The 23329-nt window shown below is 41.1% G+C and carries 15 protein-coding genes and 1 pseudogene; 3 read left to right on the forward strand and 13 right to left on the reverse strand.

The features are described 5' to 3' along the window. The first annotated feature begins 172 nt into the window (after positions 1 to 172). The 3 genes from FTU80_RS11395 (at position 173) to pgaB (FTU80_RS11405) (ending at position 4263) form a co-directional block, all read left to right on the forward strand. Positions 173 to 811 (forward strand): YqiJ family protein, encoded by a 639-nt coding sequence (locus FTU80_RS11395; protein ID WP_180024121.1) that lies wholly within the window; start codon positions 173 to 175, stop codon positions 809 to 811. A 176-nt stretch (positions 812 to 987) separates the two neighbouring features. Beyond that, a complete protein-coding gene (locus FTU80_RS11400; RefSeq protein ID WP_078192981.1) occupies positions 988 to 2700 on the forward strand; it encodes a flotillin family protein in 1713 nt (570 codons plus the stop codon). Between the two features lie 306 nt (positions 2701 to 3006). Beyond that, positions 3007 to 4263 (forward strand): poly-beta-1,6-N-acetyl-D-glucosamine N-deacetylase PgaB, encoded by a 1257-nt coding sequence (pgaB, locus tag FTU80_RS11405; protein ID WP_180085131.1) that lies wholly within the window; start codon positions 3007 to 3009, stop codon positions 4261 to 4263. A 54-nt stretch (positions 4264 to 4317) separates the two neighbouring features. On the opposite strand, the gene pgaD is transcribed toward pgaB (FTU80_RS11405), so the two are convergent. The 13 genes and pseudogenes from pgaD to sdhC form a co-directional block, all read right to left on the reverse strand. Next, positions 4318 to 4830, reverse strand: a complete 513-nt coding sequence (gene pgaD / locus FTU80_RS11410) for a poly-beta-1,6-N-acetyl-D-glucosamine biosynthesis protein PgaD (RefSeq protein ID WP_180085132.1) — start codon at positions 4828 to 4830, stop codon at positions 4318 to 4320. After that, a pseudogene (gene pgaC, locus FTU80_RS11415) lies at positions 4817 to 6088 on the reverse strand (poly-beta-1,6-N-acetyl-D-glucosamine synthase). The gene pgaD and the pseudogene pgaC overlap by 14 nt, the downstream one beginning before the upstream one ends. Next, a complete protein-coding gene (pgaB, locus tag FTU80_RS11420; protein ID WP_257221498.1) occupies positions 6088 to 7953 on the reverse strand; it encodes a poly-beta-1,6-N-acetyl-D-glucosamine N-deacetylase PgaB in 1866 nt (621 codons plus the stop codon). The pseudogene pgaC and the gene pgaB (FTU80_RS11420) overlap by 1 nt, the downstream one beginning before the upstream one ends. Beyond that, a complete protein-coding gene (pgaA, locus tag FTU80_RS11425) occupies positions 7953 to 10409 on the reverse strand; it encodes a poly-beta-1,6 N-acetyl-D-glucosamine export porin PgaA (RefSeq protein ID WP_180085133.1) in 2457 nt (818 codons plus the stop codon). The genes pgaB (FTU80_RS11420) and pgaA overlap by 1 nt, the downstream gene beginning before the upstream one ends. A 232-nt stretch (positions 10410 to 10641) precedes the next feature. Further along, on the reverse strand, positions 10642 to 11532 hold the full coding sequence (sucD, locus tag FTU80_RS11430) for a succinate--CoA ligase subunit alpha (RefSeq protein WP_180024115.1): 891 nt from the start codon (positions 11530 to 11532) through the stop codon (positions 10642 to 10644). Between the two features lie 13 nt (positions 11533 to 11545). After that, positions 11546 to 12712 (reverse strand): ADP-forming succinate--CoA ligase subunit beta, encoded by a 1167-nt coding sequence (gene sucC, locus FTU80_RS11435; RefSeq protein WP_180085135.1) that lies wholly within the window; start codon positions 12710 to 12712, stop codon positions 11546 to 11548. 181 nt (positions 12713 to 12893) lie between these two features. Continuing rightward, positions 12894 to 14324, reverse strand: a complete 1431-nt coding sequence (gene lpdA / locus FTU80_RS11440) for a dihydrolipoyl dehydrogenase (RefSeq protein WP_078192989.1) — start codon at positions 14322 to 14324, stop codon at positions 12894 to 12896. 60 nt (positions 14325 to 14384) lie between these two features. After that, a complete protein-coding gene (gene odhB, locus FTU80_RS11445) occupies positions 14385 to 15602 on the reverse strand; it encodes a 2-oxoglutarate dehydrogenase complex dihydrolipoyllysine-residue succinyltransferase (protein ID WP_078192990.1) in 1218 nt (405 codons plus the stop codon). A gap of 16 nt (positions 15603 to 15618) precedes the next feature. Further along, positions 15619 to 18441: a 2-oxoglutarate dehydrogenase E1 component gene (locus FTU80_RS11450; RefSeq protein ID WP_180059506.1), complete on the reverse strand. Its 2823-nt coding sequence runs from the start codon at positions 18439 to 18441 to the stop codon at positions 15619 to 15621. A 794-nt stretch (positions 18442 to 19235) separates the two neighbouring features. Beyond that, positions 19236 to 19943 (reverse strand): succinate dehydrogenase iron-sulfur subunit, encoded by a 708-nt coding sequence (locus tag FTU80_RS11455; RefSeq protein ID WP_078189905.1) that lies wholly within the window; start codon positions 19941 to 19943, stop codon positions 19236 to 19238. Positions 19944 to 19957: 14 nt separating this feature from the next. Continuing rightward, positions 19958 to 21856, reverse strand: a complete 1899-nt coding sequence (gene sdhA, locus FTU80_RS11460; RefSeq protein ID WP_078192991.1) for a succinate dehydrogenase flavoprotein subunit — start codon at positions 21854 to 21856, stop codon at positions 19958 to 19960. Between the two features lie 12 nt (positions 21857 to 21868). Continuing rightward, positions 21869 to 22234, reverse strand: coding sequence for a succinate dehydrogenase, hydrophobic membrane anchor protein (gene sdhD, locus FTU80_RS11465; RefSeq protein ID WP_078192992.1), 366 nt, complete (start codon positions 22232 to 22234; stop codon positions 21869 to 21871). Continuing rightward, positions 22234 to 22632 (reverse strand): succinate dehydrogenase, cytochrome b556 subunit, encoded by a 399-nt coding sequence (gene sdhC / locus FTU80_RS11470; RefSeq protein ID WP_078192993.1) that lies wholly within the window; start codon positions 22630 to 22632, stop codon positions 22234 to 22236. Before sdhC ends, sdhD begins: the two co-directional genes overlap by 1 nt. Positions 22633 to 23329 lie beyond the last annotated feature (697 nt).

The following is a 23329-nucleotide window of genomic DNA, read 5'->3' on the forward strand; positions in this document are numbered from 1 at the left end:
ATTTTTAAAGAAAAACTTAGTAATAGCTCACATAAAAGCCGACTTTTTGTTAATCTGATCTGTAATTTTTTTACACAATTTCGACAGATAATGTTATTTTATTTACTGAAAAAAATTCAGCCAGAATTATTTTTTTTGATTTTTTATAAGCATAAATATAGAGATAAATATAATGTGGGAATTGTTTACTCACCCGTCTAATATCGTGTTTAGCATCAGTCTCTGCTTAATGTTCTTGTTTGGACTTTTTGAGATTGTGTTAACAATTTTAGGGGGTGGTTCTCAAGGCTTCTTAGATCAATTCCTACCTGAGGATGTTGGTCATAATGCAGAGCTAGGTGTAGATGCCGATGCAGGTATCGTGACACGTGTGCTCGATTGGTTGTATTTGGGTCGTATTCCACTGTTTGTATGGCTCATCATTTTCTTATGTGTCTATAGTTTGTTGGGCTTTGCTATTCAAGCCATCGTTAACCAAATGACCAGTATGATGTTCAGTGCATGGATTATTGCACCAGCCTGTGTTTTTCTGTGCATGCCCTTCGTACGTTTTAGCGCAATGCTCATTGCCCGTATTTTACCCCAAGATGAAACCACTGCCATTTATAGTGATGAATTGATCGGTAGAACGGCCACGATCATTCTGGGTGATGCACGACCACAGTCTCCTGCTCAAGCCAAAGTCAAAGATCAACACGGATTGACCCATTATATTTTGGTTGAACCTGAACAAGATGAAATTTTCAGCCAAGGTCAATCAGTGGTTTTAACCCAAAAAACAAATGTAGGCTTTCAAGCCACCATGCTCTAAATTTTGAATGAATTGATGCTCGATCAGTTCTTCTAACACCATATAAATACATTTAACACGTCATACCTTCTGCATATATCGAAGTCATGATGAGTCAACAAAATACTGATTTTTAAACCAAACTTGTTAGCACTTTAGAGGGTTAACTTGAACTACAACAAAAGAGATAAACGTCCATGTTAGACATTATTCCAAGCGGTATCCTTGTTTCAGTCGGGATAATTTTTGCCGCACTTATTTTTATTGGTTTTATTATTGCTCGACTTTATCGTCGCTCAAGTAAAGAAATTTCATTTGTGCGTACAGGCTTCGGCGGTGAAAAAGTGATTTTAGGTGGCGGTGCTATTGTGCTTCCTGTGCTGCATGAAATTATTCCAGTCAATATGAACACCCTACGTCTTGAAGTACGCCGTGCAGATGACCAAGCGCTGATTACACGTGACCGTATGCGTGTCGACGTGATGGCGGAGTTCTATGTCCGTGTTAAACCGACAGCCGATTCGATTGCTACAGCAGCACAGACTTTAGGTCAAAAGACCATGTCGCCAAATGAGTTAAAGAATTTGGTTGAAGGTAAATTTGTTGACTCTCTACGTGCAGTTGCCGCAGAAATGGCGATGGAAGAGTTGCATGAAAAACGTGTCGACTTCGTACAAAAAGTTCAGCAAGTGGTGTCTGAAGATTTACATAAAAACGGTTTGGAACTTGAAACCGTTTCATTAACTGGCTTAGACCAAACAGGCTTTAAATACTTTAACCCACAAAATGCGTTCGATGCTGAAGGTTTAACTAAACTGACAGAAACCATTGAAGACCGTCGTCGTAAACGTAATGCGATTGAACAAGATGCAGATCTTGCAATTAAGACCAAGAACTTAGAAGCAGAACAAGCACGTCTACAAATTTTGCGTGAAGAAGAATATGCAAAACTGCAACAAGAACGTGAAATTTCAATCCGTCGTGCAGAACAGCTTGCAGAAATTGCATCACAAGAAGCTGCTAAAAAACGTGAAGCCGAAGAAGCGCGTATTGCTGCTGAACGTGAAGTTGACTTAAAGCGTATTACTGCTGCACGTGACGTTGAAAATCAAAATATTCAAAAGTCACAAATTATTCAGCAAGCCCAAGTGGAACAAAAGAAAACCATTGAATTGGCTGAGCAAGACCGTGCCATTGCCATTGCTGAAAAATCTCGTGCTGAATCTGAAGCTAAAGCACATGCCGATCAAGCACGTGCTCAAGCGGTAAAAGCCGAAGAAGAAGTGATTACCGTTCGTCAGATCCAACAAGCTGAACGTCAAAAAGCTGTTGAATTGGTCTCTGCGAAAGAAAAAGCGGAGAAAGATGCGATTGCCATTACTGTCGCGGCTGAAGCGGGTAAACAAGCAGCCGCAGATGAAGCTGAAGCGATTCGTATTGCAGCTGAAGCCGAAGCTGAAAAAGTTCGCTTAAAAGCCAAAGGTGAAGCTGACGCAAAAGTTCTGTTGGCTCAAGCGATGGAAAAACAATACCAAGTTGATGCTGAAGGTACACGTGCAGTGAACGAAGCAAACAACGTATTGTCATCTGAACAGGTTGAAATGCAAATTCGTTTAGCGATGCTGAAATACTTACCAGAAATCATTCGCGAAAGTGTTAAACCAATGGAAAACATTGATGACATTAAGATTTTGCAAGTAAATGGTCTAAATGGTGGTCATGCAGGTTCTTGCCAAGGTGATGCTCACCACGAAGGTAGTGGTAATGTTGCCTTGTCAGACCAAGTGGTGAATAGCGCCCTACGCTACCGCAGCCAGGCCCCACTGATTGATAGCTTGATGAGTGAGCTTGGTATCCAAGGTGGCGATATTAACGGTTTAACTCAGAGCTTAAATAAAAAAGCTGGTTAATTCGTTTTACACGCTAAAAAAACCGCAGCTTAATCCTGCGGTTTTTTTTATTGAGATCATCGACAAGGAAGACTTACGAGAGCTTAAATAATTCGTTCAGTACCAAATCATGACTGTAAAATGACGAAATACTGGATCACAACAAAGTGCAAACCAAATCACACTTTTAAGAATAACCCTTCCCCTGCAATCTTGCTACAATCTTCAAATTCATCATATTCTGCTTAGCTGTACTTGCTAAAACGTGCAGCAAAATATGCGATGAACACATTTACGAATGATAATACGCTCAGTGCAAGTATAAATATGACTTCTTCCTTAAATGCCGTTACTTCCCTACGCCCCTTTAAAAAATTAATAGGTCTAATGACCTGCTTCGGTTTGGTCTTTTCAGGCTGTAGCAGTGCTGAAACTGTACATATTGCCCACCACCCTATACAAGATTTGGTCAAGCAATATGCATCAGCCAATTCTGTACATCAAACCTTGACCAGCGATATACAAAAGCCAAGCATTACAAAACGTATGCGCATCATGCATATCGACTTAGATTATGTTTATGATGCCAATCAGGCTCAACAAGAAAAAAATATCCACGCTTTTATCGAACGTATCCGCAGCATTGAAGCCAATACGATTTTTCTACAGGCTTTTGCAGACCCTGATGCCAATGGTTCGGCTGATGCGGTGTATTTTAAAAATCGCTATATCCCAATGCGCTCAGATTTATTTCAACGTGTTTTGCACGAAATACGACAGCAGACTCAAGTAAAAACTGTATATGCATGGCTGCCTTTAATTGCGTGGGAGTTCCCGAAACAGTACCCGTTGCAATATGTAAAAAGCCAAAGTGAAAAGAAAGGTTATATTCGGATATCGCCCTTTGACCCGAGAAACCAACAATACACAGCAGAAATTTTTCTAGATTTTATTCAGCAGAATAAAGTAGATGGCATTCTTTATCATGATGATATCACTCTCAATGATTTTGAGGATAATAGTGCCGCAGCACTTCAGACATACAAAACGTGGGGCTTCGATCGACAATTGATTGGACAGCCAAAGCATGCGCAGCAGCTTGAATTTTCACGCTACAAAACCGCCTATTTAGACCAATTTGCTGAAGGCATCAGTCAGATTTTAAAACAGCAACAACCCGACTTACATTTTGCTCGTAATATGTATGCTGAAGCCGTGCTGAACCCGAACAGTGAAAAATGGTTTAGCCAGTCTAATGCCAGTACATATCAACATTATGATTACAACGCCATCATGGCCATGCCCTATATGGAAAAAGCAGATGACCATCGTCAGTTTTATTTAAACTTGATCGAACGTGCCAAAAAATATGACCCCAATTTGAACCGTACCATTTTTGAACTTCAAGTGACCGATTGGAATCATCAAAAACCCATTTCCAATCAGGAGCTCACTGACACCATCCGTTTACTAGAACAACATGGTGTGCAACATATTGGGTATTATCCAGATGATTTCGTGCAAAATCATCCAGATGCACAGCAAATAAAAAAGGCATTTGCACCCACCCTAGCTAAGGACTGATACCAATGCCTACATCATCAGATCTAGGATTCTAGATCTGATGAAGAACGCTGATTAGCTGTTGATTTTATAGTGTTCTAATTGACCTTCATCCGTATAGTGCAAGGTGATATTTTTTGATTCTCGCATCGTGGCTATATCACTGGCTTTTACATGAAAGCTTTTCGCCAAATCTTCATCTTGAGCATTCTCAGGCGCCTTTCGTCGGTCTTCACCGTGAAAACGCAGCCAGTTATAACTTGCCCAAACAAATAGACAGCAAATAAAGATTCCGATTGAGAAAATCAATTTCATGATCGTTAGACTGGTCATCGGTTGGGACTGATCCATAACCTGTGAATACACCACCGTGCCTTCAAACCACCAAAACACAAGGGTTAATAGCGGTAAAAACAACCACATCCAAAGCATCCACCCGACTGCCATCAGACCATAGCCTGCTGACTTGCGTTTGACGTATTCAGGTTTATCAATATATTCAGGTAATTCAAGCAATGATTCATCTTGAATAATTTTAAAATCTGAATCTGCAACCGGCTTCTGATTTTGTAAATTAACTTGGTTCATTGTTTTCCTCCCCTCTAAATCCACGGTCTGGACTGACCCAACGCGCACGCTTTTGGGTTTTAAAAATAGTCTTTGGCAAAGCAACGACCGTTGTCAGCATGGCTAAGATCCAGAAAAATAAGGGATACCAAATCACCCAAAAATAATTTCGAAGTAAGCGTTTTTTGTCGTATGCACGATCGATCCATAAACTCACGAGGAACTGAAATAAACAGGTCACGCCTAAAATCACCCCATACCATTGAGGTAAAAGTGATTGAATCGCCCACTCGCCCGGTAATGAGAAAAACAGTCCATAAAAATACAAGACAAAAATACTGAACATCACATATGCCCAGATCACGCTAATGATAGATTCGAATGCAATCGGCCACATCCGACGTAAACGCCATTTAAATATTTTAGGTAAATAGGCAAATAGCACTTCGATGCCGCCTTGAGCCCAACGTAAACGTTGTTTCTAAAGTCCATTAAATGTTTCTGGCATATAGATATAGCAAAGGGCTTGCGGCACATAGTGCAAATCCCAATGATCGAACTGCAAACGCCATGACACATCAATATCTTCTGTGATCATGTCATCACGCCAATAACCGATGCGGTCGAGTGCCGTTTTTCTGAAACCTGCAATTGCACCTGATACTGTAAAAATACGACCATAGGTTCTTTGAGAGCGCTTGATTAAGCCAATAATCGAAGAAAATTCACCGACCTGAATTTTACCCAAGATGCTTGAACGGTTCACAATACGTGGATTACCGGTTACAGCGCCGACTCGTGGAAAACTGGTCAGATGATGCATCATCCAAAGTGCTGAATGCGGGTGCAATAATGCATCACCATCAATACAGATCAAGTATTCAAATTGGCTGACCATCGCGCCTGCACGTAACGCATACGCTTTACCCTGATTCTCAGCCAAATGCACCACACGCAATCTCGGATATTCGAGTGCCAATTGGTCTAAAATTTCAGCGGTTCGATCTTTGCTGCCATCATTCACCGCTATCACTTCAAAATTTGGATATTGGCTCTGCATCGCATATCGAATCGTGTCACGTACCTGTGCTTCTTCATTAAAGCAAGGCACAATGATGCTACAACCGTGTACGGTTGGCACGGGAAGTTCAGGTTGTTTCCATTCACGCTTTAAGTAGAACCACACGCCTCCAGCAATCCAAATCCACGCCATAAATAAGGGATATAGGAAAGCAAAGGCAAAAAACAGATCGTTAAAACTCAGTTCCCATTCTTGCATTACTGACCTCCTTGTATATACGGATCACGGTAAGTCAGTGGACTGCCATTCAAGCTGATGCTTTGATATAGGTGATGTTGAACGCGTTCGCCATCCTGAAGCTGGTAATTATTCAGTCCGATTTTTTGAACCGATGCTGCGCGTAAAGCCTGATAGTTTTGCTGATACTGTGTCCAATCTTTCTCGCTCATTTTTGGATTGATATCCAAACTGACAATCAAGCGTTGCTTTTGCTCTGTATTCAAAGTCTTCAATGCGGACATAAAGGCTTTAAAACTTTGCGGATGTTGACCTGGGTTAATACTTAAATACAGAAAGTCCGACGCTGTTAAGGCACGAGTCACCAACGGTTTTAATCCAGAAAACTGATGTCCAGTTAAATTCACCTTGAGCGCGGTTTGGTTGTCATTACTAATATTGGAATAAAAATGCGCTTGCGCCTTACTACGCTCTTTAATTGCAATAATTTTTTGCACTTGCTCGGTACATGCGGTTGACCACTGAGCTGAATGAATTGCACAGTCCAAGCTGTTACCGGTGTTAATAATTAAACCTTCTAGCGAACTGTTATTTTTCAATAGATCTGCCGTTAGGTCTGCTAGATTAATCCCCTGCTGTAGCTCTAAACTGATTGGAAGCTGTGCATAGACTCGATTACCAATTCGTGTACGAGCTTGCCATACGGTACGATTCAGTAAATCTTGCTGCATCGGCAGTTTTGAATTTGGGAAAAATAAGGCATCAATTTTACCGTCACCATCATGATCAACTGCGGCATTTAAAAGCAATGTATTAGTTTTTAACGCATTGACCTGATCTAATAATCTCCCTAATTTCTGATCTGATTGCTCATCCGTTGGCGCTTGTAATTCAGTCAAATTAAAATTCAGGAATGTTTTACGTTGTTTATAAGGCGCACGAGCTTCAACGATAAAGTCTTCCATATTTTGGTGGATAAACTCTGGTGTTGGGTTATCCATAATCAAGGCACGCTGATAGGTATGCACTGAATCTGCCTGACTGACCACATTACCTAAGCTAAAGGACATGGGCAGTCCTGCTTTACGTGCATATCCCTCAATTTCCGGTGTAACTGCACCGTATGGCCAGAAGATTGCCATACTATGAATACCCAGTTGACGATCGAGTTCTTGTTTAGATTTCTTCAAATCTTGCACAATACGCTGCTCAAACTCAGCATCGGTTTCATAACGATTTTGAGCTGGAAAATACTGACGTGTAATCGCAGCAGGTTCCATATTTTTTTGTGGGTTTGCCAAAATACCATGATGCAGATCATCCGAATGCGATACAAATTCGGCATATCCCGACTTTTGCATTTCCCGCATTTGATCCCAATTCATCAAATTACCCACACCATAAGCTTCATAAGCATCTTTGGTATTGCCATTAATCCAACTGGTTGGAATAGCAAAAACTGCAGGAAATTGATATTGCTTTAACAATGGAAATACTTTGCTATAACTACTTAGCGCACCATCATCAAAGGTTAATAACAGCGCCTTTTCAGGTAGCTTTTTCTTTTGTAAACGCGCCTGCATGACATCTTCTAAACGAATGGGCTGCCAACCTTCTCGTTTAATCCACGCAAAATATTGCCCAAGATTTTGCGTACTAATCGCATAGACATCTCGGTCACCACGTTTGGCAACATCATCGCGAACATCATGAAAGGTCAGCGTTACAAATTGGTTATGTGCGGTACTTTCATCAAGTTCAGGCATCGCCAAATTTGCAGTTTTTGGCACATTATTGTCAGCAAAAAGATATGTCGTACTGATGGGCAAAGTCACAGCTAGAACTAAGCTTTGCTTCAACATGCGGTGTATTAATGTATTTTTCATTAGAAGCGCCCCTCAAAACCAACAACTGCATAACTACGATCTTCATCTTTTCCGTCATACGGATGTGAACCCCAACCTATGCCGTAGTTCAGTTTCCACGTGCGCGAGAGCTGCCAATCATGTTGATAAAACAAATTATAAATCGGACGACTTGAGTAGCCTTTTTGTCCGAATGTACCGATAGTTGCTGCAAAGTGCTGGTTAAAATGACGTTCATAATCACGCCATGTCATCCAATCATGTTCCAATGTCACTTCAGCGCTATAGCTATGTTCGGGGTTAAAATAAGGCACATCAACCGGATCATTTTTTCCGTAATAACCACGCAGTGTTGCCGCAGAAATATGATGCGGAGATTGTTGGAATTGCTGTTTAAAATACCCTGACAGTTCTTGGCGTAGATTGCCATCATCAATATCGGTCAATTGATAACTTGCACCTGCTTTACGTGATTCATTTTGTTGCCAGTTCAGTGCAAAACGATATGCCTGCCCTTCATGATCCTGTGCCAAAGATTGCAATGGAATATCCGCTTGGCTGTCATAACCCAATGCATAGTTCCAATGATCATTCAGCCAATGTGACCAATCCAATTGCACACCAAAACGGTCGCCATCGGTGCTTTGAGAGAATAATGCAGATGCAGCTTTACGATCCGAAGCCCACTCCAAACCCATGCCAATCCTTTGGTCTTTTAATTTGCCAGACTCATACTTCGACCAACGGTTGCTATGGTCTGCAAAGAGTCGGTAATTATCGTAAAACCATGGGCTATTGATGCGCGTCCAGTTTTCCTGTTCACGTGAACCTTTCAGGCGATTTTGTACACGAGGATCATCAGACTCACTTTTTGCAAAGGTACTTTGATGTTGAATTGACGCACGATTCCGATCATCTAATTCTTTTTTACTTTGTTTTACGCCCGTATCATCACCGACATGACTGACCATATATTGATTGAGTTCACGCCAAGCTTGAATTTGACTCAAGGCTTGGAAATTCTGCATGCGGTTAATTTGCGTTCCTTGTGAAATTGGCTCTAAGCTATTCTGCTGCGCCAAAGTGTGCTGGGATTGCTCTGGTTTTTCACGCCAACGTTGAATTAATGCCAAATTATTTTGATACCCAATATTGCCAGGAGCCTTTGCTGTTAAGTCATTAAAGTAACGTTCCGCTTTTTCATGCTCGTTGCGATAAGCATAGTTCAATCCCTTCAACGCAATAAATTCAGTACGATCATCGTGTGGCGCCTTATCAACACCTTTTGCATTACTATAAACAAAGGTCGGCAACTGTTTGTCCATGGTGTCGATTAACTGATTGGCTTGTTTAAATTTTTCTTGTTCAATCAAGCTATAGTACAAACCAGCATAGACGTTATAGTCCGCATAATTTTTTTCAGCAAATAAACTCTGATATAAAGGCTCAGCTTTTTCAGGTTGACGTAATTTTAAATAACTGTCTGCCAAAGCATGTCGTACATAAGCAGGCATTTCTTTAGCTGTTTGACCTGTTTTTTCTACTTGTGCCAATGCCTGCTTTGAAGCATTACGTCCATTTAAGGCATAGATATATTCATAGTAAAATTTACGTTTACTGGCTTCATCTGCAGGAAGTGAGTCTTCATAAGCACTCATTTCAGCCAGAACACGATCTAGTGGTTCAAATGCCGTTGCCCCACGCTTCATATCAAACGCATTTTTTGAGGCTTGAATGCCTTGTTGAATACGCTGCGAGAACTCATTCATCTTGAGCAAATGTTGCAACACTGGCTTAGAACTATTGAGTCCATTGGCCTGAATGTAGCTTTGCGCAGTGGCAAAATCGCTATTTTGCAATAGAGCCAATACGAACTGTTCTTGGATATCTGCATTGGGCTGTTTTTCTAACGCATATTTCGCTGCATTGAGAGATTCAGCAGGCATATCCAATAATCGATAGGCATAGGCCAATTGCGAAAGATAATCTGCACCAAGCGACTGTAAGTTGAGATTTGCCAGTTTTTGTTTTGCTTGATCTTTTTGACCTGATTCTGCAAGCAACACACCCTGCCAAATCAACCACTGTTCCGATTGATCCTGCTGATAAAATTTTTGTGCCCACTGTAAGGCTTGATCATATTGTTTAAGATCGCGTAAAGCTTTGATGACACTGACTTTGCCATAATCTGGAAACGTCGTTGGACTAATCTTCGCCAAGTAGGCCACATCTGTAGAGCTAAAGGTTGCATTTGCATAACGCAGGAGCGTGTAATCTGCAATGAGCTTCTGATTTTCAGGATGTTGCGCTAATAAAACTTGTAATTGGTTAAATCCCTGATCCACTTTACCGACACGGATATCTGCAACACTTTGTTCTCTTTGCTGATCAATATTATCAACTGCAAATACAACCGTAGGAAGGCTCGAAAAAATCGACAAGAAACATAGACGAGATAAATAAGATTTATAAATCATGATTATTCACGTTAGAAGAGTAATTATTCATCAAATTAAATTAATGTGATGTGTTTCACATTATATCATATTTTGATCGATTAAATTTGGTTAATTATTCATACTAAAGTGTTAATAATGAATGAGAATATGCTGATTTTATAAATTTTCTTTACTATTCACCCACTATTATTAAATAAAAATAAAAAAACCCCTCATTTGAGGGGTTTTTATTAACAGAAACTTACCGTACTTAAGCAAGACCTTTTGACTTTAAGACTTCAAACATAGTTGAGCCTAATTCAGCAGGACTACGGGTATAGGCCATTCCGGCTTTTTCAAAAGCAGCAAATTTCTCTTCTGCTGTACCTTTACCGCCCGAAATGATCGCGCCTGCATGTCCCATACGTTTACCTTTTGGTGCAGTCACACCCGCGATATAACCGACAACAGGCTTAGTTACATTCGACTGGATATATTCAGCCGCTTCTTCTTCTGCTGTACCACCAATCTCACCAATCATGATGATCGCTTCAGTTTGCGGGTCGTCTTGGAACAGCTTTAAGCAATCAATTTGATTCATGCCCGGAATTGGATCTCCCCCAATACCGATACACGTCGACTGACCTAGACCCAGCTTCGTGGTTTGCGCTACAGCTTCATAGGTCAGAGTCCCTGAACGCGAGATAATGCCGATTTTACCTGGTTGATGAATATGCCCCGGCATAATACCGATCTTACATTCACCCGGAGTAATAATCCCTGGACAGTTCGGACCAATTAGACGTGCATTGTTACCATAGGTTTCTAGGTAACGTTTCGCTTTTAGCATATCAAGTGTCGGTACACCTTCCGTAATCACAACGATCAGCTCTACACCTGCATCTATAGACTCAATAATTGAATCTAGGACAAATGGTGCAGGTACATAAATCGAGGTTGCCGTTGCACCCGTTTCACGCACCGCTTCTTTCATGGTATTAAATACGGGTAGATTCAAATGTTGTGTGCCGCCTTTACCCGGAGTCACCCCACCGACCACTTTTGTGCCGTAAGCAATTGACTGTTCAGAATGGAATGTACCGTTTTTACCGGTAAAACCTTGTACCAATACTTTGGTGTCTTTATTAACTAATACGCTCATGATCCCTACTCCCTTAGCCTTTTACCGCAGCAACAATTTTTTCTGCAGCATCAGCCAAGCCATTTGCAGAAATCAATTTCAAACCTGATTCATCAAGTAATTTTGCACCCAACTCTGCATTGTTCCCTTCTAAACGAACAACCACAGGTACAGTCACATTTACTTCTTGAACCGCTGCAATAATTGCTTCAGCAATCATGTCACAACGTACAATCCCACCAAAAATATTAATTAATACACCTTGCACAGAACTATCCGCCAAAATGATTTTAAAGGCTTCAATTACGCGTTCTTTGGTCGCGCCACCGCCTACATCTAGGAAGTTTGCAGGTTGACCACCATAGAGTTTAATAATGTCCATGGTTGCCATCGCTAGGCCAGCACCATTGACCATACAGCCAATATTGCCTTCTAAGGCAACATAGTTCAGATCAAATTCTGATGCTTTCAGCTCACGCTCATTTTCTTGCGTTTTATCTCGTAGTGCTGCGATTTCTGGTAAGCGATATAAAGCATTTGAGTCGATACCAATTTTTGCATCCACACATAAAATCTCGCCATTTTCACGTACGGATAACGGGTTAATTTCAAATAAAGCAAAATCATTTTCAATAAATGCTTGATAAGCCGCAGACATGATTTTGACAAATTGATTCACTTGACCATCTTTTAGGTTTAAAGCAAACGCCACTTCACGTGCTTGGAATGGTAACAATCCAACCAGAGGATCAACTTCAACTTTAATAATTTTTTCAGGCGTTTCTTCTGCAACTTTCTCAATTTCAACACCGCCTTCAGTCGATGCCATAAAGGTCACACGACGGCTAGAACGGTCAACTACAGCACCTAGGTACAATTCACGCTCTACAGGATAAACATCTTCGGATACCAAAATACCGCTGACGGGTTGACCTAATGCATCTGTTTGATAAGTGACTAAGCGTGAGCCGACCATTTTGTTCACATAATCAGTGGCTTCTTGTGCAGATTTTACGACTTTAACGCCGCCTGCTTTACCACGACCACCTGCATGCACTTGGGCTTTGAGTACCGCAAACTTACCACCCAGTTGCTCAAAAGCTTTGACTGCTTCTTCTGCGGTAGTTACAAATACGCCTTCTTGGACTGGCATACCATATTTTTTTAATAACGCTTTAGCTTGATATTCGTGTAGATTCATTGAACAACCTTTTACTCTTTCTTCGCTTTGTTATGACCCATTAAAGCCCAGACATCCGTCAAAGCAGCTTTAACCTTTTTAAATCTTAAAATATTTCTTATCTTTATTTTTAGATGATTATTCAAATTAAAACAACCATCTTAAACAAAAAAGAGCGACCTAAGTCGCTCTTTTTTTCATCTTATTTGCGTTTACGCTGAATCGCGTGAATCGCACGTCCATCGACTGCAAGTGCCGCCTCATGAACCACTTCAGAGAATGTCGGATGACCGAAAGTCATTAACTGTAGGTCTTCAACACTTGATACGAACTCAAGTGCGATCATACCTTGGTGTACGATGTCAGACGCTGCAGGTCCAATCACGTGCATACCGAGTAGACGATCTGTCTTCGCATCAGCAACAAACTTAACAAAGCCTGCGTTTTCACCAGCAGCCATTGCACGACCATTTGCAGCGAAACCAAATTGACCTGTTTTAACTTCGTGGCCTTTTTCTTTCGCTTGCTCTTCTGTTAAACCAACCCACGCCGCTTCTGGGTGTGTGTAAATTACAGAGATGATAGTGTCATAGTTCACTTGAGCTGCATGACCGTGGATACGCTCAACAGCCATTACGCCTTCTTCCATTGCTTTATGTGCAAGCATTGGACCACGTACCAAGTCACCAATTGCGTATACACCTTCAACTGAAGTTGCACACCAATCGTTTACTTCAACTAAACCGCGTTCAGTGAGTTTAATGCCTGAATCTTCAGCCAATAAACCTTCTGCATATGCTTTACGGCCCACACAAACGATCAATTTATCGAAAGTTTGAGTTTTGTCTTCGCCGCCTTGAGTGTACTTAACAGTAACTTCACGGCCATTCACTTCTGTACCAGCAACTTTCGCGCCAACACGGATATCAAGACCTTGTTTAGTCAATACTTTTTGGTAGTCTTTTGCCAAAGCCTTATCAGCCATTGGCAAGAATGCATCCATTGCTTCAAATACAACAACTTCAGCACCTAGACGACGCCAAACAGAACCAAGTTCTAGACCAATTACACCCGCGCCGATTACGCCAAGACGTTTAGGCACTTCTGGGAACTCAAGCGCGCCAGTAGAGTCAACAATAATGTCTTGATCTACAGGTGCAACTGGAATATTTACCGGCACAGAACCCGATGCAAGGATTACATATTTAGGTTCTAAAATTTGAGTTTCACCTTCGTGAGATACAAACTCAACTTTCTTACCTGCAAGTAATTTACCTGTACCTTTTAACCATTCGATACCATTGCCTTTAAGTAGGCCATCAATACCCATCGTCAATTGGTTAACAATTTTGTCTTTACGATCAAGCAGTTTTGCAAGATCAAATTTCACTTCACCAGTCGTAATACCGTGGTCATCTAAGTGATGAACGGTATCTTCATAGCGGTGAGATGAATCAAGTAATGCTTTAGATGGGATACAACCCACGTTTAAGCAAGTACCACCTAAAGATGGTTTACCTTTATGAATACGTTTTTCAATACAAGCTACTTTAAAGCCTAATTGAGCAGCGCGGATAGCAGCTTCATAACCACCAGGACCGCCACCAATAACAACTAAATCAAATTGAGACATGTGTATCTCCAAAAATGGGCTTAGAGGATCGCTCTAAGCCCATTGCATTATTCTGAAGTATTAAAGATCAAGGATTAGCTTAGCTGGTTCTTCTAACAATTCTTTGATTGTTACAAGGAAGCCTACTGCTTCTTTACCATCGATTAGACGGTGGTCATAAGAAAGCGCTAAGTACATCATTGGCAAGATTTCAACTTGACCATTTACAGCCATAGGACGTTCTTGGATTTTATGCATACCCAAAATCGCAGTTTGTGGCGTATTTAAGATAGGTGTAGAAAGCAAAGAACCGAAAGTACCACCATTAGTAATAGTGAATGTACCGCCAGTCATATCTTCGATACCCAATTTACCATCACGCGCTTTACCAGCGTATGCACGGATACCGTTTTCAACTTCAGCATAGTTCATGCGGTCAGTATCACGAAGAACTGGAACTACGAGACCACGGTCACTTGATACAGCAACACCGATGTCGTAGAAACCGTGGTAAACGATGTCATTGCCATCAATCGAAGCGTTTACAGCTGGGTAGCGTTTAAGTGCTTCAGTTGCCGCTTTAACGAAGAATGACATGAAGCCAAGACGTGCACCATGACGCTTTTCAAAAGCATCTTTGTATTGCGCACGCATTTCCATGATTGGTTTCATGTTTACTTCGTTGAACGTAGTCAACATTGCAGTTTCTTGAGTTGCAGCAAGTAAACGTTCAGCAACACGCTTACGAAGACGAGTCATAGGAACACGTTTTTCGATACGTTCACCAACAGCAACGCTTAATGGCGCAGCAGCAGGAGCAGCTGGTTTAGCTTGATGGTTTGCAACATCTTCTTTAGTGATGCGACCGCCACGGCCAGTGCCAGCAACGTCAGCAGCAGCAATGCCAGACTCAGTCAATGCTTTACGCACTGCAGGAGCTTGATCAGCAACAGGTTGAGCACGTTCAACAACAGGAGCAGCGCCCGCTTGAGTTTGCGCAGCAGCTTGTTCTACTTTCTCTTCTGATTGAACAGCTTGAGTTTGAGCAGCGCCAGAAGCAGCACCTTCTTCAAAAGTCGCAATCACTTCGTTCGATAAAACTGTATCGCCTTCGTTTTTAACGATTGCAGAAATCGTACCGTCAGCAGGAGCTACAACTTCTAAAACAACTTTATCTGTTTCAATATCACAAATCACTTCGTCACGTGATACTGCTTCACCTGGTTGTTTGTGCCAAGTTGCAACTGTACCGTCAGCAACTGACTCTGGGAATACCGGTGCTTTAATTTCGGTTGCCATTATTAAGAATCTCCTGTTATTCAGCTACGATAGCTAAAGCATCATTTACGAGCTGAGCTTGTTGTTTTGCGTGCAAATATGGTGAACCACAAGCCGGTGCAGCAGAAGCTTCACGACCTGCATAACTAATACGAACTTGTTTGCCCGCTTTCATCACGTCGTCATAAAGACGCGGAGCGATGAATAACCATGCACCTTGGTTCTTCGGTTCTTCTTGAGCCCAAACCAATTCTTTAACGTTTGGATATTGTGCCAGAACTTCAGCAAGACGTGCTTCTGGATACGGATACAATTGTTCAATACGAACGATTGCTGTGTTGTTCAATTCTTTTTCACGACGTTTTTCAAGTAAGTCGTAGTAAACCTTACCACCACAAAGCACTAGACGAGTTACGTCTGACTTGTTGATATTGTCGATTTCATCGATCACAGTTTGGAATGTACCATTTGCAAGTTCTTCTAATGTAGACGTTGCGAGTTTGTGACGAAGAAGAGACTTCGGTGAAGTGACGATCATTGGTTTACGGATTGGACGAAGTGCTTGACGACGCATCGCATGATAAATCTGCGCTGGTGTAGTCGGTGTGATCACTTGCATGTTTTCTTCAGCACATAGCTGTAAGAAACGCTCTAAACGAGCTGATGAATGCTCAGGACCTTGACCTTCAAAGCCATGTGGAAGAAGCATAGTCAGACCGCATACGCGTTCCCACTTAGTTTCGCCAGACGCGATGAACTGATCGATTACAACCTGTGCACAGTTTGCGAAGTCACCAAATTGCGCTTCCCAAATGACAAGGCTCTTCGGAAGAGTCGTTGCATAACCGTATTCGAATGCAAGAACCGCCATTTCTGACAATAATGAGTCATAAATAGCTGTACGTGGTTGGTTTTCTTTCAAGTTACATAATGGAATGTAAGTTGAACCATCTACTTGGTTATGAAGTTTTGCATGACGGTGTGAGAATGTACCACGACCAACGTCTTCACCTGTTAAACGAACAAGGAAACCTTCATCTAGAAGAGACGCGTAAGCTAATGTTTCAGCAGCACCCCAGTTCAATGGCATTTCACCAGTCTGCATTTTCAGACGGTCATCAATCACTTTAGCAACCTGACGTTGCATCACGAAGCCTTCTGGAAGCTCGCGCATTTTCGCACCAAGCTCTTTTAGACGTTCGATTGGGAAAGTGGTATCCCATTTATCTGTGTATTCGTGGCCTAAATAAGGTTTCCAGTCCACAAACATTTTTGTGTTTGGCTCAAGTACCAACGCATTTGCAACGTGTTTACCTGCTTCAAGGTCAGAACGATATTGTTCAACCATTGCATCAGCAGAAGCACGATCAAGAACACCTTCTTGTACAAGCTTGTCAGCATAAAGCGTACGTGTAGTCGCTTTTTTATTGATGATTTGATACATCATTGGCTGAGTTGCAGCTGGCTCGTCGGCTTCGTTATGACCACGACGACGGTAGCAGAACATATCGATTACAACGTCTTTACGGAATGTATGACGGAAATCGTGTGCCAATTGAGAAACAAATAATACAGATTCAGGATCATCACCGTTCACATGGAAGATCGGTGCTTGGATCATTTTCGCGATGTCAGTACAGTATTCTGTAGAACGCGCATCACGTGGGTCAGACGTTGTGAAACCAACTTGGTTGTTTACAACGATATGAACTGTACCACCCACGGTATAACCGCGAGTTTGTGACATTTGGAAAGTTTCTTGGTTTACACCTTGACCTGCAAATGCAGCATCACCGTGAACGATGATTGGTAATACATCATCACCACCGATATCTTTACGACGTACTTGACGTGCGCGTACAGAACCTTCTACTACAGGTCCAACGATTTCTAAGTGTGATGGGTTAAACGCTAATGCCAAATGAACTTCGCCACCCGGAGTCATTACGTTTGAAGAGAAACCTTGGTGGTATTTAACGTCACCAGAGCCTTTTTTATGCAGAGATTTACCTTCGAACTCACCAAATAGATCAGCTGGGTTTTTACCCATGATGTTTACAAGAAGGTTTAAACGGCCACGGTGAGGCATACCGATAACCACTTCTTTACAGCCTACTGAACCTGCGCGTTGAATAAGTTCATTCACCATAGGAATGAAAGATTCACCACCTTCAACACCGAAACGTTTCGCACCAACGAATTTGTTACCAAGGTATTTTTCTAGGCCTTCAGCTGCAGTTAGACGTTCAAGGATATGTTTTTTCTGGTCTGCAGTGTAGCCAAATTGACCACGAGTACCTTCAAGGCGTTGTTGAATCCAACGTTTTTCTTTTGTATCAACAATGTGCATGTATTCAACACCAATCGAAGCAGTATAAGTTGCTTCCATTGCTTGAACCATTTCACCAAGTGTTGCTTCAGACTTACCGATTGCAAGGTTACCTGTATTAAATACAGTATCTAAATCAGACTGAGTTAGACCGTGCGCAGCAAGATCTAGATCAGGCACGATTTCACGTTTTGCAAGACCAAGTGGATCTAATTTTGCGTTTTGATGACCACGGTTACGGTATGCAGCGATCAACTGTAATACACCGATTTGACGGCGTTCATGCTCAGAACTTACTGCACTTTGCACTACTGGCTGAACACGGCTTGAATTACGGCCTAATAATAGGAATTGCTCACGTACATTGCTGTGTGGTTGATCACCTTTCGGGAATTTATCGAAGTATTCACGCCAATCAGCCTCTACTGAGTCTGGAGCCGTTAAATACTGCTCATAAAGTTCTTCAATATACGCTGCACTGTCAGCGCTAAGTTCAGTGTCAAGACGCAGTGCGTCAGCAACTTCTTGCATTTGTGGACCCATTTCCTATTGCAAAACATTTCAGGATGCTTTTTAAGCGAACCCATGATTAGTAATGTCAAATTGGTAATATGACATTAGTCCCCATTAGGCTTAAGCCTTGAGGCGTTATCACTACATTAGGATTACCCAATGTGATTAATGAACAATAACGCCCTCAGCGGCATCATTACTCATTGAGAAATACCCGACATAAATCGGGCAATTTTTGCAAATCATCTTAGAAAAAATAAATTTTTCGCAATTATCTTTTCTAAAGCGACTTTATTAACATTTATATACCGTCTACAGCGCTTAAATTGTAGAAAAAATGTACCCAATTCAAAGTCATTTTTTACATATAGTGATACCTTAAATGCTAACACGTTCGAGCATTTCAATTGATTTTTTTGACACATACCTCTCATAAATTAGCGAAATACACTGTTTGTATTTTCATCTATGATATGGTGCTACATATAAAATGATCTTTCAATTAAGACAAAAGTCTACGTTCGGTTTTTACCTCATCTCATATACAAAAACAAAAGAGAGCTGACATTCCTATCCTCTCTCTTTTTACTACGTTACATAATAACATCTTCTAATCCTTTTGACAGACTTGAACGAGCGTTTCATCAATAAATAACCATTTATCTATCACTTTATACTTTTAATTCACTACGTTTCTATGAAATCCATTTATAGCACTCTGCAATGACAGCGAATAACTTTCACTATCATCATTTTTATATATGACAAAAAAAGCGCACCCAATGGTGCGCTTCTTTTTACTGCTAAATCTATTAACCAAGATCTAAAAGCATATTACGGATGTGACCGATTGCTTTAGTTGGGTTAAGACCCTTAGGACATACAGATACACAGTTCATGATACCTTTACAACGGAACAATGAGAATGGGTCGTCAAGACGAGCCAAACGCTCTTGAGTTGCTGTATCACGAGAGTCAATGATGAAGCGATATGCGTTCAACAATGCTGAAGGACCCAAGAACTTGTCTGGGTTCCACCAGAATGATGGACATGAAGTTGAACAACATGCACAAAGAATACATTCGTACAAACCATCTAAATGTTCACGCTCTTCAGGAGACTGCAAACGCTCTTTAGGAGGCGCAGGCTGATTGTTGATTAGGAACGGATGGATTTTATTGTACTGATCGTAGAACTGATTCATATCTACAACCAAATCTTTAATTACTGGAAGACCTGGAAGTGGACGAATTGTGATCACTTCTGGTAAGTCGTTTAGGTTCCAAAGACACGCCAAACCATTTTTACCATTAATGTTTACACCATCAGAACCACAAATACCTTCACGACATGAACGACGGAATGTTAATGATTCGTCTTGAACTTTTAATGCTAGAAGTGCATCAAGCAACATACGATGCTTATCAGTCAACTCTAGTTTAAAAGTTTGCATGTACGGAGCTGCATCCTTATCAGGATCGTAGCGGTAGATATTAAATGTACGAGTACCTCTACTCATCTTACTTCTCCCAATTAGAATGTACGTGGTTTAGGCGGAATAGCATCTACAGATAAAGGCTTGTAACGTACTGGTTTGTACTCAAGACGGTTATCTACAGAGAACCATAAAGTGTGTTTCATCCACTCATCATCACGACGACCGTATGGGTAGTCAGCATGATCAGGTGGTAATTCAAAATCTACCACTGTATGCGCACCACGACATTCTTTACGTGCAGCCGCAGAAATCAGTGTCGCTTTCGCAACTTCATACAGGTTTTCAACTTCTAGAGCTTCAACACGCGCTGTGTTAAATACTTTAGATTTGTCTTTCAAGTGAATGTTACGTACACGTGGTTCGAGCGCAAGAATCTGTTTCACACCCTCTTCAAGAAGTGCAGATGTACGGAATACACCAGCGTGATCTTGAACGATGTCACGGATTGCATCTGCAACTTCTTGAGCATTTTCACCAGAAGTTGATTCATCAAGATGACGAACACGATTCAAAGTTTTTTCAAGAACAGTTGTAGGAAGCGGTGCATATTCATCACCGTGGTGTTTAGTTACATAGTCAACAATATGTTCACCAGCAGCTTTACCAAATACAACCAAGTCAAGCAATGAGTTTGTACCTAGACGGTTAGCACCGTGTACAGATACACATGAACATTCACCAATTGCATAGAAACCTTTCACTGGTTTAGTGAAATCACGGTCACCCGCATTGTGTGAGTACACACCAGTTTCTTTATTGTAGTTCGCAACCAAAGCTTCAGTTTCACGAGATACAGGAACAACCACTTGACCATGAATATTTGTAGGAATACCACCCATTTGGTAATGGATTGTAGGTACTACAGGAATTGGCTCTTTAGTGATATCAACGTTCGCGAATTTCTTACCAATCTCAAATACAGATGGAAGACGTTTCATGATTGTTTCAGCACCAAGATGCGTCATATCAAGCAAGATGTAGTCTTTCTTAGGACCACAGCCACGACCTTCTTTAATTTCTTGGTCCATTGAACGTGATACGAAGTCACGAGGTGCCAAGTCTTTCAGTGTCGGAGCATAACGTTCCATGAACGGCTCACCAGCATCGTTACGAAGGATCGCACCTTCACCACGACAACCTTCTGTCAACAATACGCCTGCGCCCGCAACACCTGTTGGGTGGAATTGCCAGAATTCCATATCTTGTAATGGAATCCCTGCACGAGCTGCCATACCAAGACCGTCACCAGTGTTGATATAAGCGTTAGTAGATGCACGGTAAACACGACCAGCACCACCAGTAGCGAACAATGTTGCTTTACCTTGGAATACTGCAATTTTACCTGTTTCTTGGTCAATTGCTGTCACACCAAGCACATCACCCTCTTCATTACGGATCAAATCAAGTGCGATCCATTCAACGAAGAATTGAGTACCCATTTTCACGTTGCTTTGATAAAGCGTATGAAGAAGAGCATGACCTGTACGGTCGGCAGCAGCACATGCACGTGGAACTGGTTTTTCACCATAGTTCGCAGCATGACCACCAAACGGACGTTGGTAAATTGTACCGTCAGCGTTACGGTCAAATGGCATACCTAGGTGTTCAAGCTCATATACAACTTGAGGCGCTTCACGAGTCATAAACTCAATTGCGTCTTGGTCACCTAACCAGTCAGAACCTTTAACTGTATCGTAGAAGTGGTAGTGCCAGTTATCTTCTTGCATGTTACCAAGAGATGCACCAATACCACCCTGCGCTGCAACAGTGTGTGAACGAGTTGGGAATACTTTAGTCAGTACAGCAACTTTCAAACCAGCTTGAGCAAGTTGGTAAGAAGCACGCATACCTGAACCACCACCACCAACGATGACTGCATCGAAAGTTAGGTGTGGAATATTTGTGTAATCTTCTTTAGGGGTTATAGCGCCCATGATATTTTCCTATCAATTTGCCCAAAAAATCTGGATCGCCCAGATCGCGTATGCAAATACTGCAACAATCACTGCAGAAGTCAGCACTAAACGCAGACCGTTTGCTGAAGGACCCATTTGACGAGTAGTCACATAGTCAGTGAATACTTGCCACATACCAATCCAAGCATGCGCAACAAGAGATAAGACAGACAATAAAGACATAATCTTCATTGGTGTTGTCATCATAAAGCCATACCATTGCTCAAAAGTGAATCCGCTATTGCAAAGGATCCAGCCCAGTACAACAATAGTATAAACAGCCAATACAACGGCACTTACACGCTGGATAAACCAATCGCGAGAACCTGATCCTGTTAAACCTGTAGCACTTTTCATTAGAGAACAATCCATACAAATGCTGCAACAATACCGATTGCAGACAAGATCAATGAAATAGTAGCTGCGATACGACCACTTTGAAGTTCTTCAGCAACGCCAAGATCTGCAAATAGATGCTTGATACCACCAATAAGGTGATAAATTAAGCCGGCTACAAATACCCATACGACAAAACGCACAATAAAGCTATCAAACACAGCTTGAACTTGCGCAAAACCTTCAGGTGAAGATAAAGATTTGTCTAAAATCCAAAGAAGGACCGGTACGAGTAAAAATACGATAACACCTGATAGACGGTGTAAAATTGATGCAATAGCCACAGGGGATTTTAAGTTTACGTCTAAAACTTGACCCATGGACAAATTGACAGGTCTGTTGCTTTTCACAGCGGGCATCCTGTAAGTAAAAACTCCATCCGGAGTTTGTTGGAATTAATTCGTAGGAAAGCTAGCATAGTCAGACATTACAATATAATAAACTCTGCAGCTGTCTGATCTTATAAACGACAGGGAATTATAAAACGTGAACTTTCAAAACACAAACGAAGACAATTAGGAATTTTGCAAAATATCCTTAAATAAGAATCATTAACAATAACTTTTCTAAAAACAAATACCTTATTTATCTAAGAAAATCATACTATGTTATTGGTTTTAATCGGTTAAATGTAAGTTTCACTTATTGTTTTTGTGTGTATATGGCGACTTAAACTTTTAGACTAAAGATGAACAAATCTAAATCTTTCTTTTCCCACTACATTTTAAAATCTTCCAGCACATTCGCCAAGCCATAATCACAAAAATAAATGTGCACCATTTTCTCAAATGATAAAACTAAAAGATCATGAAACGAAATAAGTACTTAGTCTGTGCATAAAAATCTCAGCAACAGCAAATCTGTTTAATAAAACTCCATTTTTTACCTTTCCAATGACAAAAATGTTCATTTATTGATCTTTTAAAGGCGTTTAATTAACTATTTTTTAACCAAACGAACTTTTTTTTAAGTACGATTAAGTCGTTTTAATTATGAATAAGAAAAAAGCAATTTAGAGCCACAGATGTGTGTAAGTTACGAAAATTATAATAATTT

Origin of the sequence: Acinetobacter sp. YH12145, from assembly GCF_013418335.1 — a bacterium.
Classification (GTDB): domain Bacteria; phylum Pseudomonadota; class Gammaproteobacteria; order Pseudomonadales; family Moraxellaceae; genus Acinetobacter; species Acinetobacter amyesii.

Bases quoted from the DNA above. Each gene is read 5' to 3' on its own strand.
- FTU80_RS11395 (WP_180024121.1), top strand. From the start codon at position 173: ATGTGGGAATTGTTTACTCACCCGTCTAATATCGTGTTTAGCATCAGT.
- FTU80_RS11400 (WP_078192981.1), top strand. From the start codon at position 988: ATGTTAGACATTATTCCAAGCGGTATCCTTGTTTCAGTCGGGATAATT.
- pgaB (WP_180085131.1), top strand. From the start codon at position 3,007: ATGACTTCTTCCTTAAATGCCGTTACTTCCCTACGCCCCTTTAAAAAA.
- pgaD (WP_180085132.1), bottom strand. From the start codon at position 4,830: ATGAACCAAGTTAATTTACAAAATCAGAAGCCGGTTGCAGATTCAGAT.
- pgaB (WP_257221498.1), bottom strand. From the start codon at position 7,953: ATGAAAAATACATTAATACACCGCATGTTGAAGCAAAGCTTAGTTCTA.
- pgaA (WP_180085133.1), bottom strand. From the start codon at position 10,409: ATGATTTATAAATCTTATTTATCTCGTCTATGTTTCTTGTCGATTTTT.
- sucD (WP_180024115.1), bottom strand. From the start codon at position 11,532: ATGAGCGTATTAGTTAATAAAGACACCAAAGTATTGGTACAAGGTTTT.
- sucC (WP_180085135.1), bottom strand. From the start codon at position 12,712: ATGAATCTACACGAATATCAAGCTAAAGCGTTATTAAAAAAATATGGT.
- lpdA (WP_078192989.1), bottom strand. From the start codon at position 14,324: ATGTCTCAATTTGATTTAGTTGTTATTGGTGGCGGTCCTGGTGGTTAT.
- odhB (WP_078192990.1), bottom strand. From the start codon at position 15,602: ATGGCAACCGAAATTAAAGCACCGGTATTCCCAGAGTCAGTTGCTGAC.
- FTU80_RS11450 (WP_180059506.1), bottom strand. From the start codon at position 18,441: ATGCAAGAAGTTGCTGACGCACTGCGTCTTGACACTGAACTTAGCGCT.
- FTU80_RS11455 (WP_078189905.1), bottom strand. From the start codon at position 19,943: ATGAGTAGAGGTACTCGTACATTTAATATCTACCGCTACGATCCTGAT.
- sdhA (WP_078192991.1), bottom strand. From the start codon at position 21,856: ATGGGCGCTATAACCCCTAAAGAAGATTACACAAATATTCCACACCTA.
- sdhD (WP_078192992.1), bottom strand. From the start codon at position 22,234: ATGAAAAGTGCTACAGGTTTAACAGGATCAGGTTCTCGCGATTGGTTT.
- sdhC (WP_078192993.1), bottom strand. From the start codon at position 22,632: ATGCCCGCTGTGAAAAGCAACAGACCTGTCAATTTGTCCATGGGTCAA.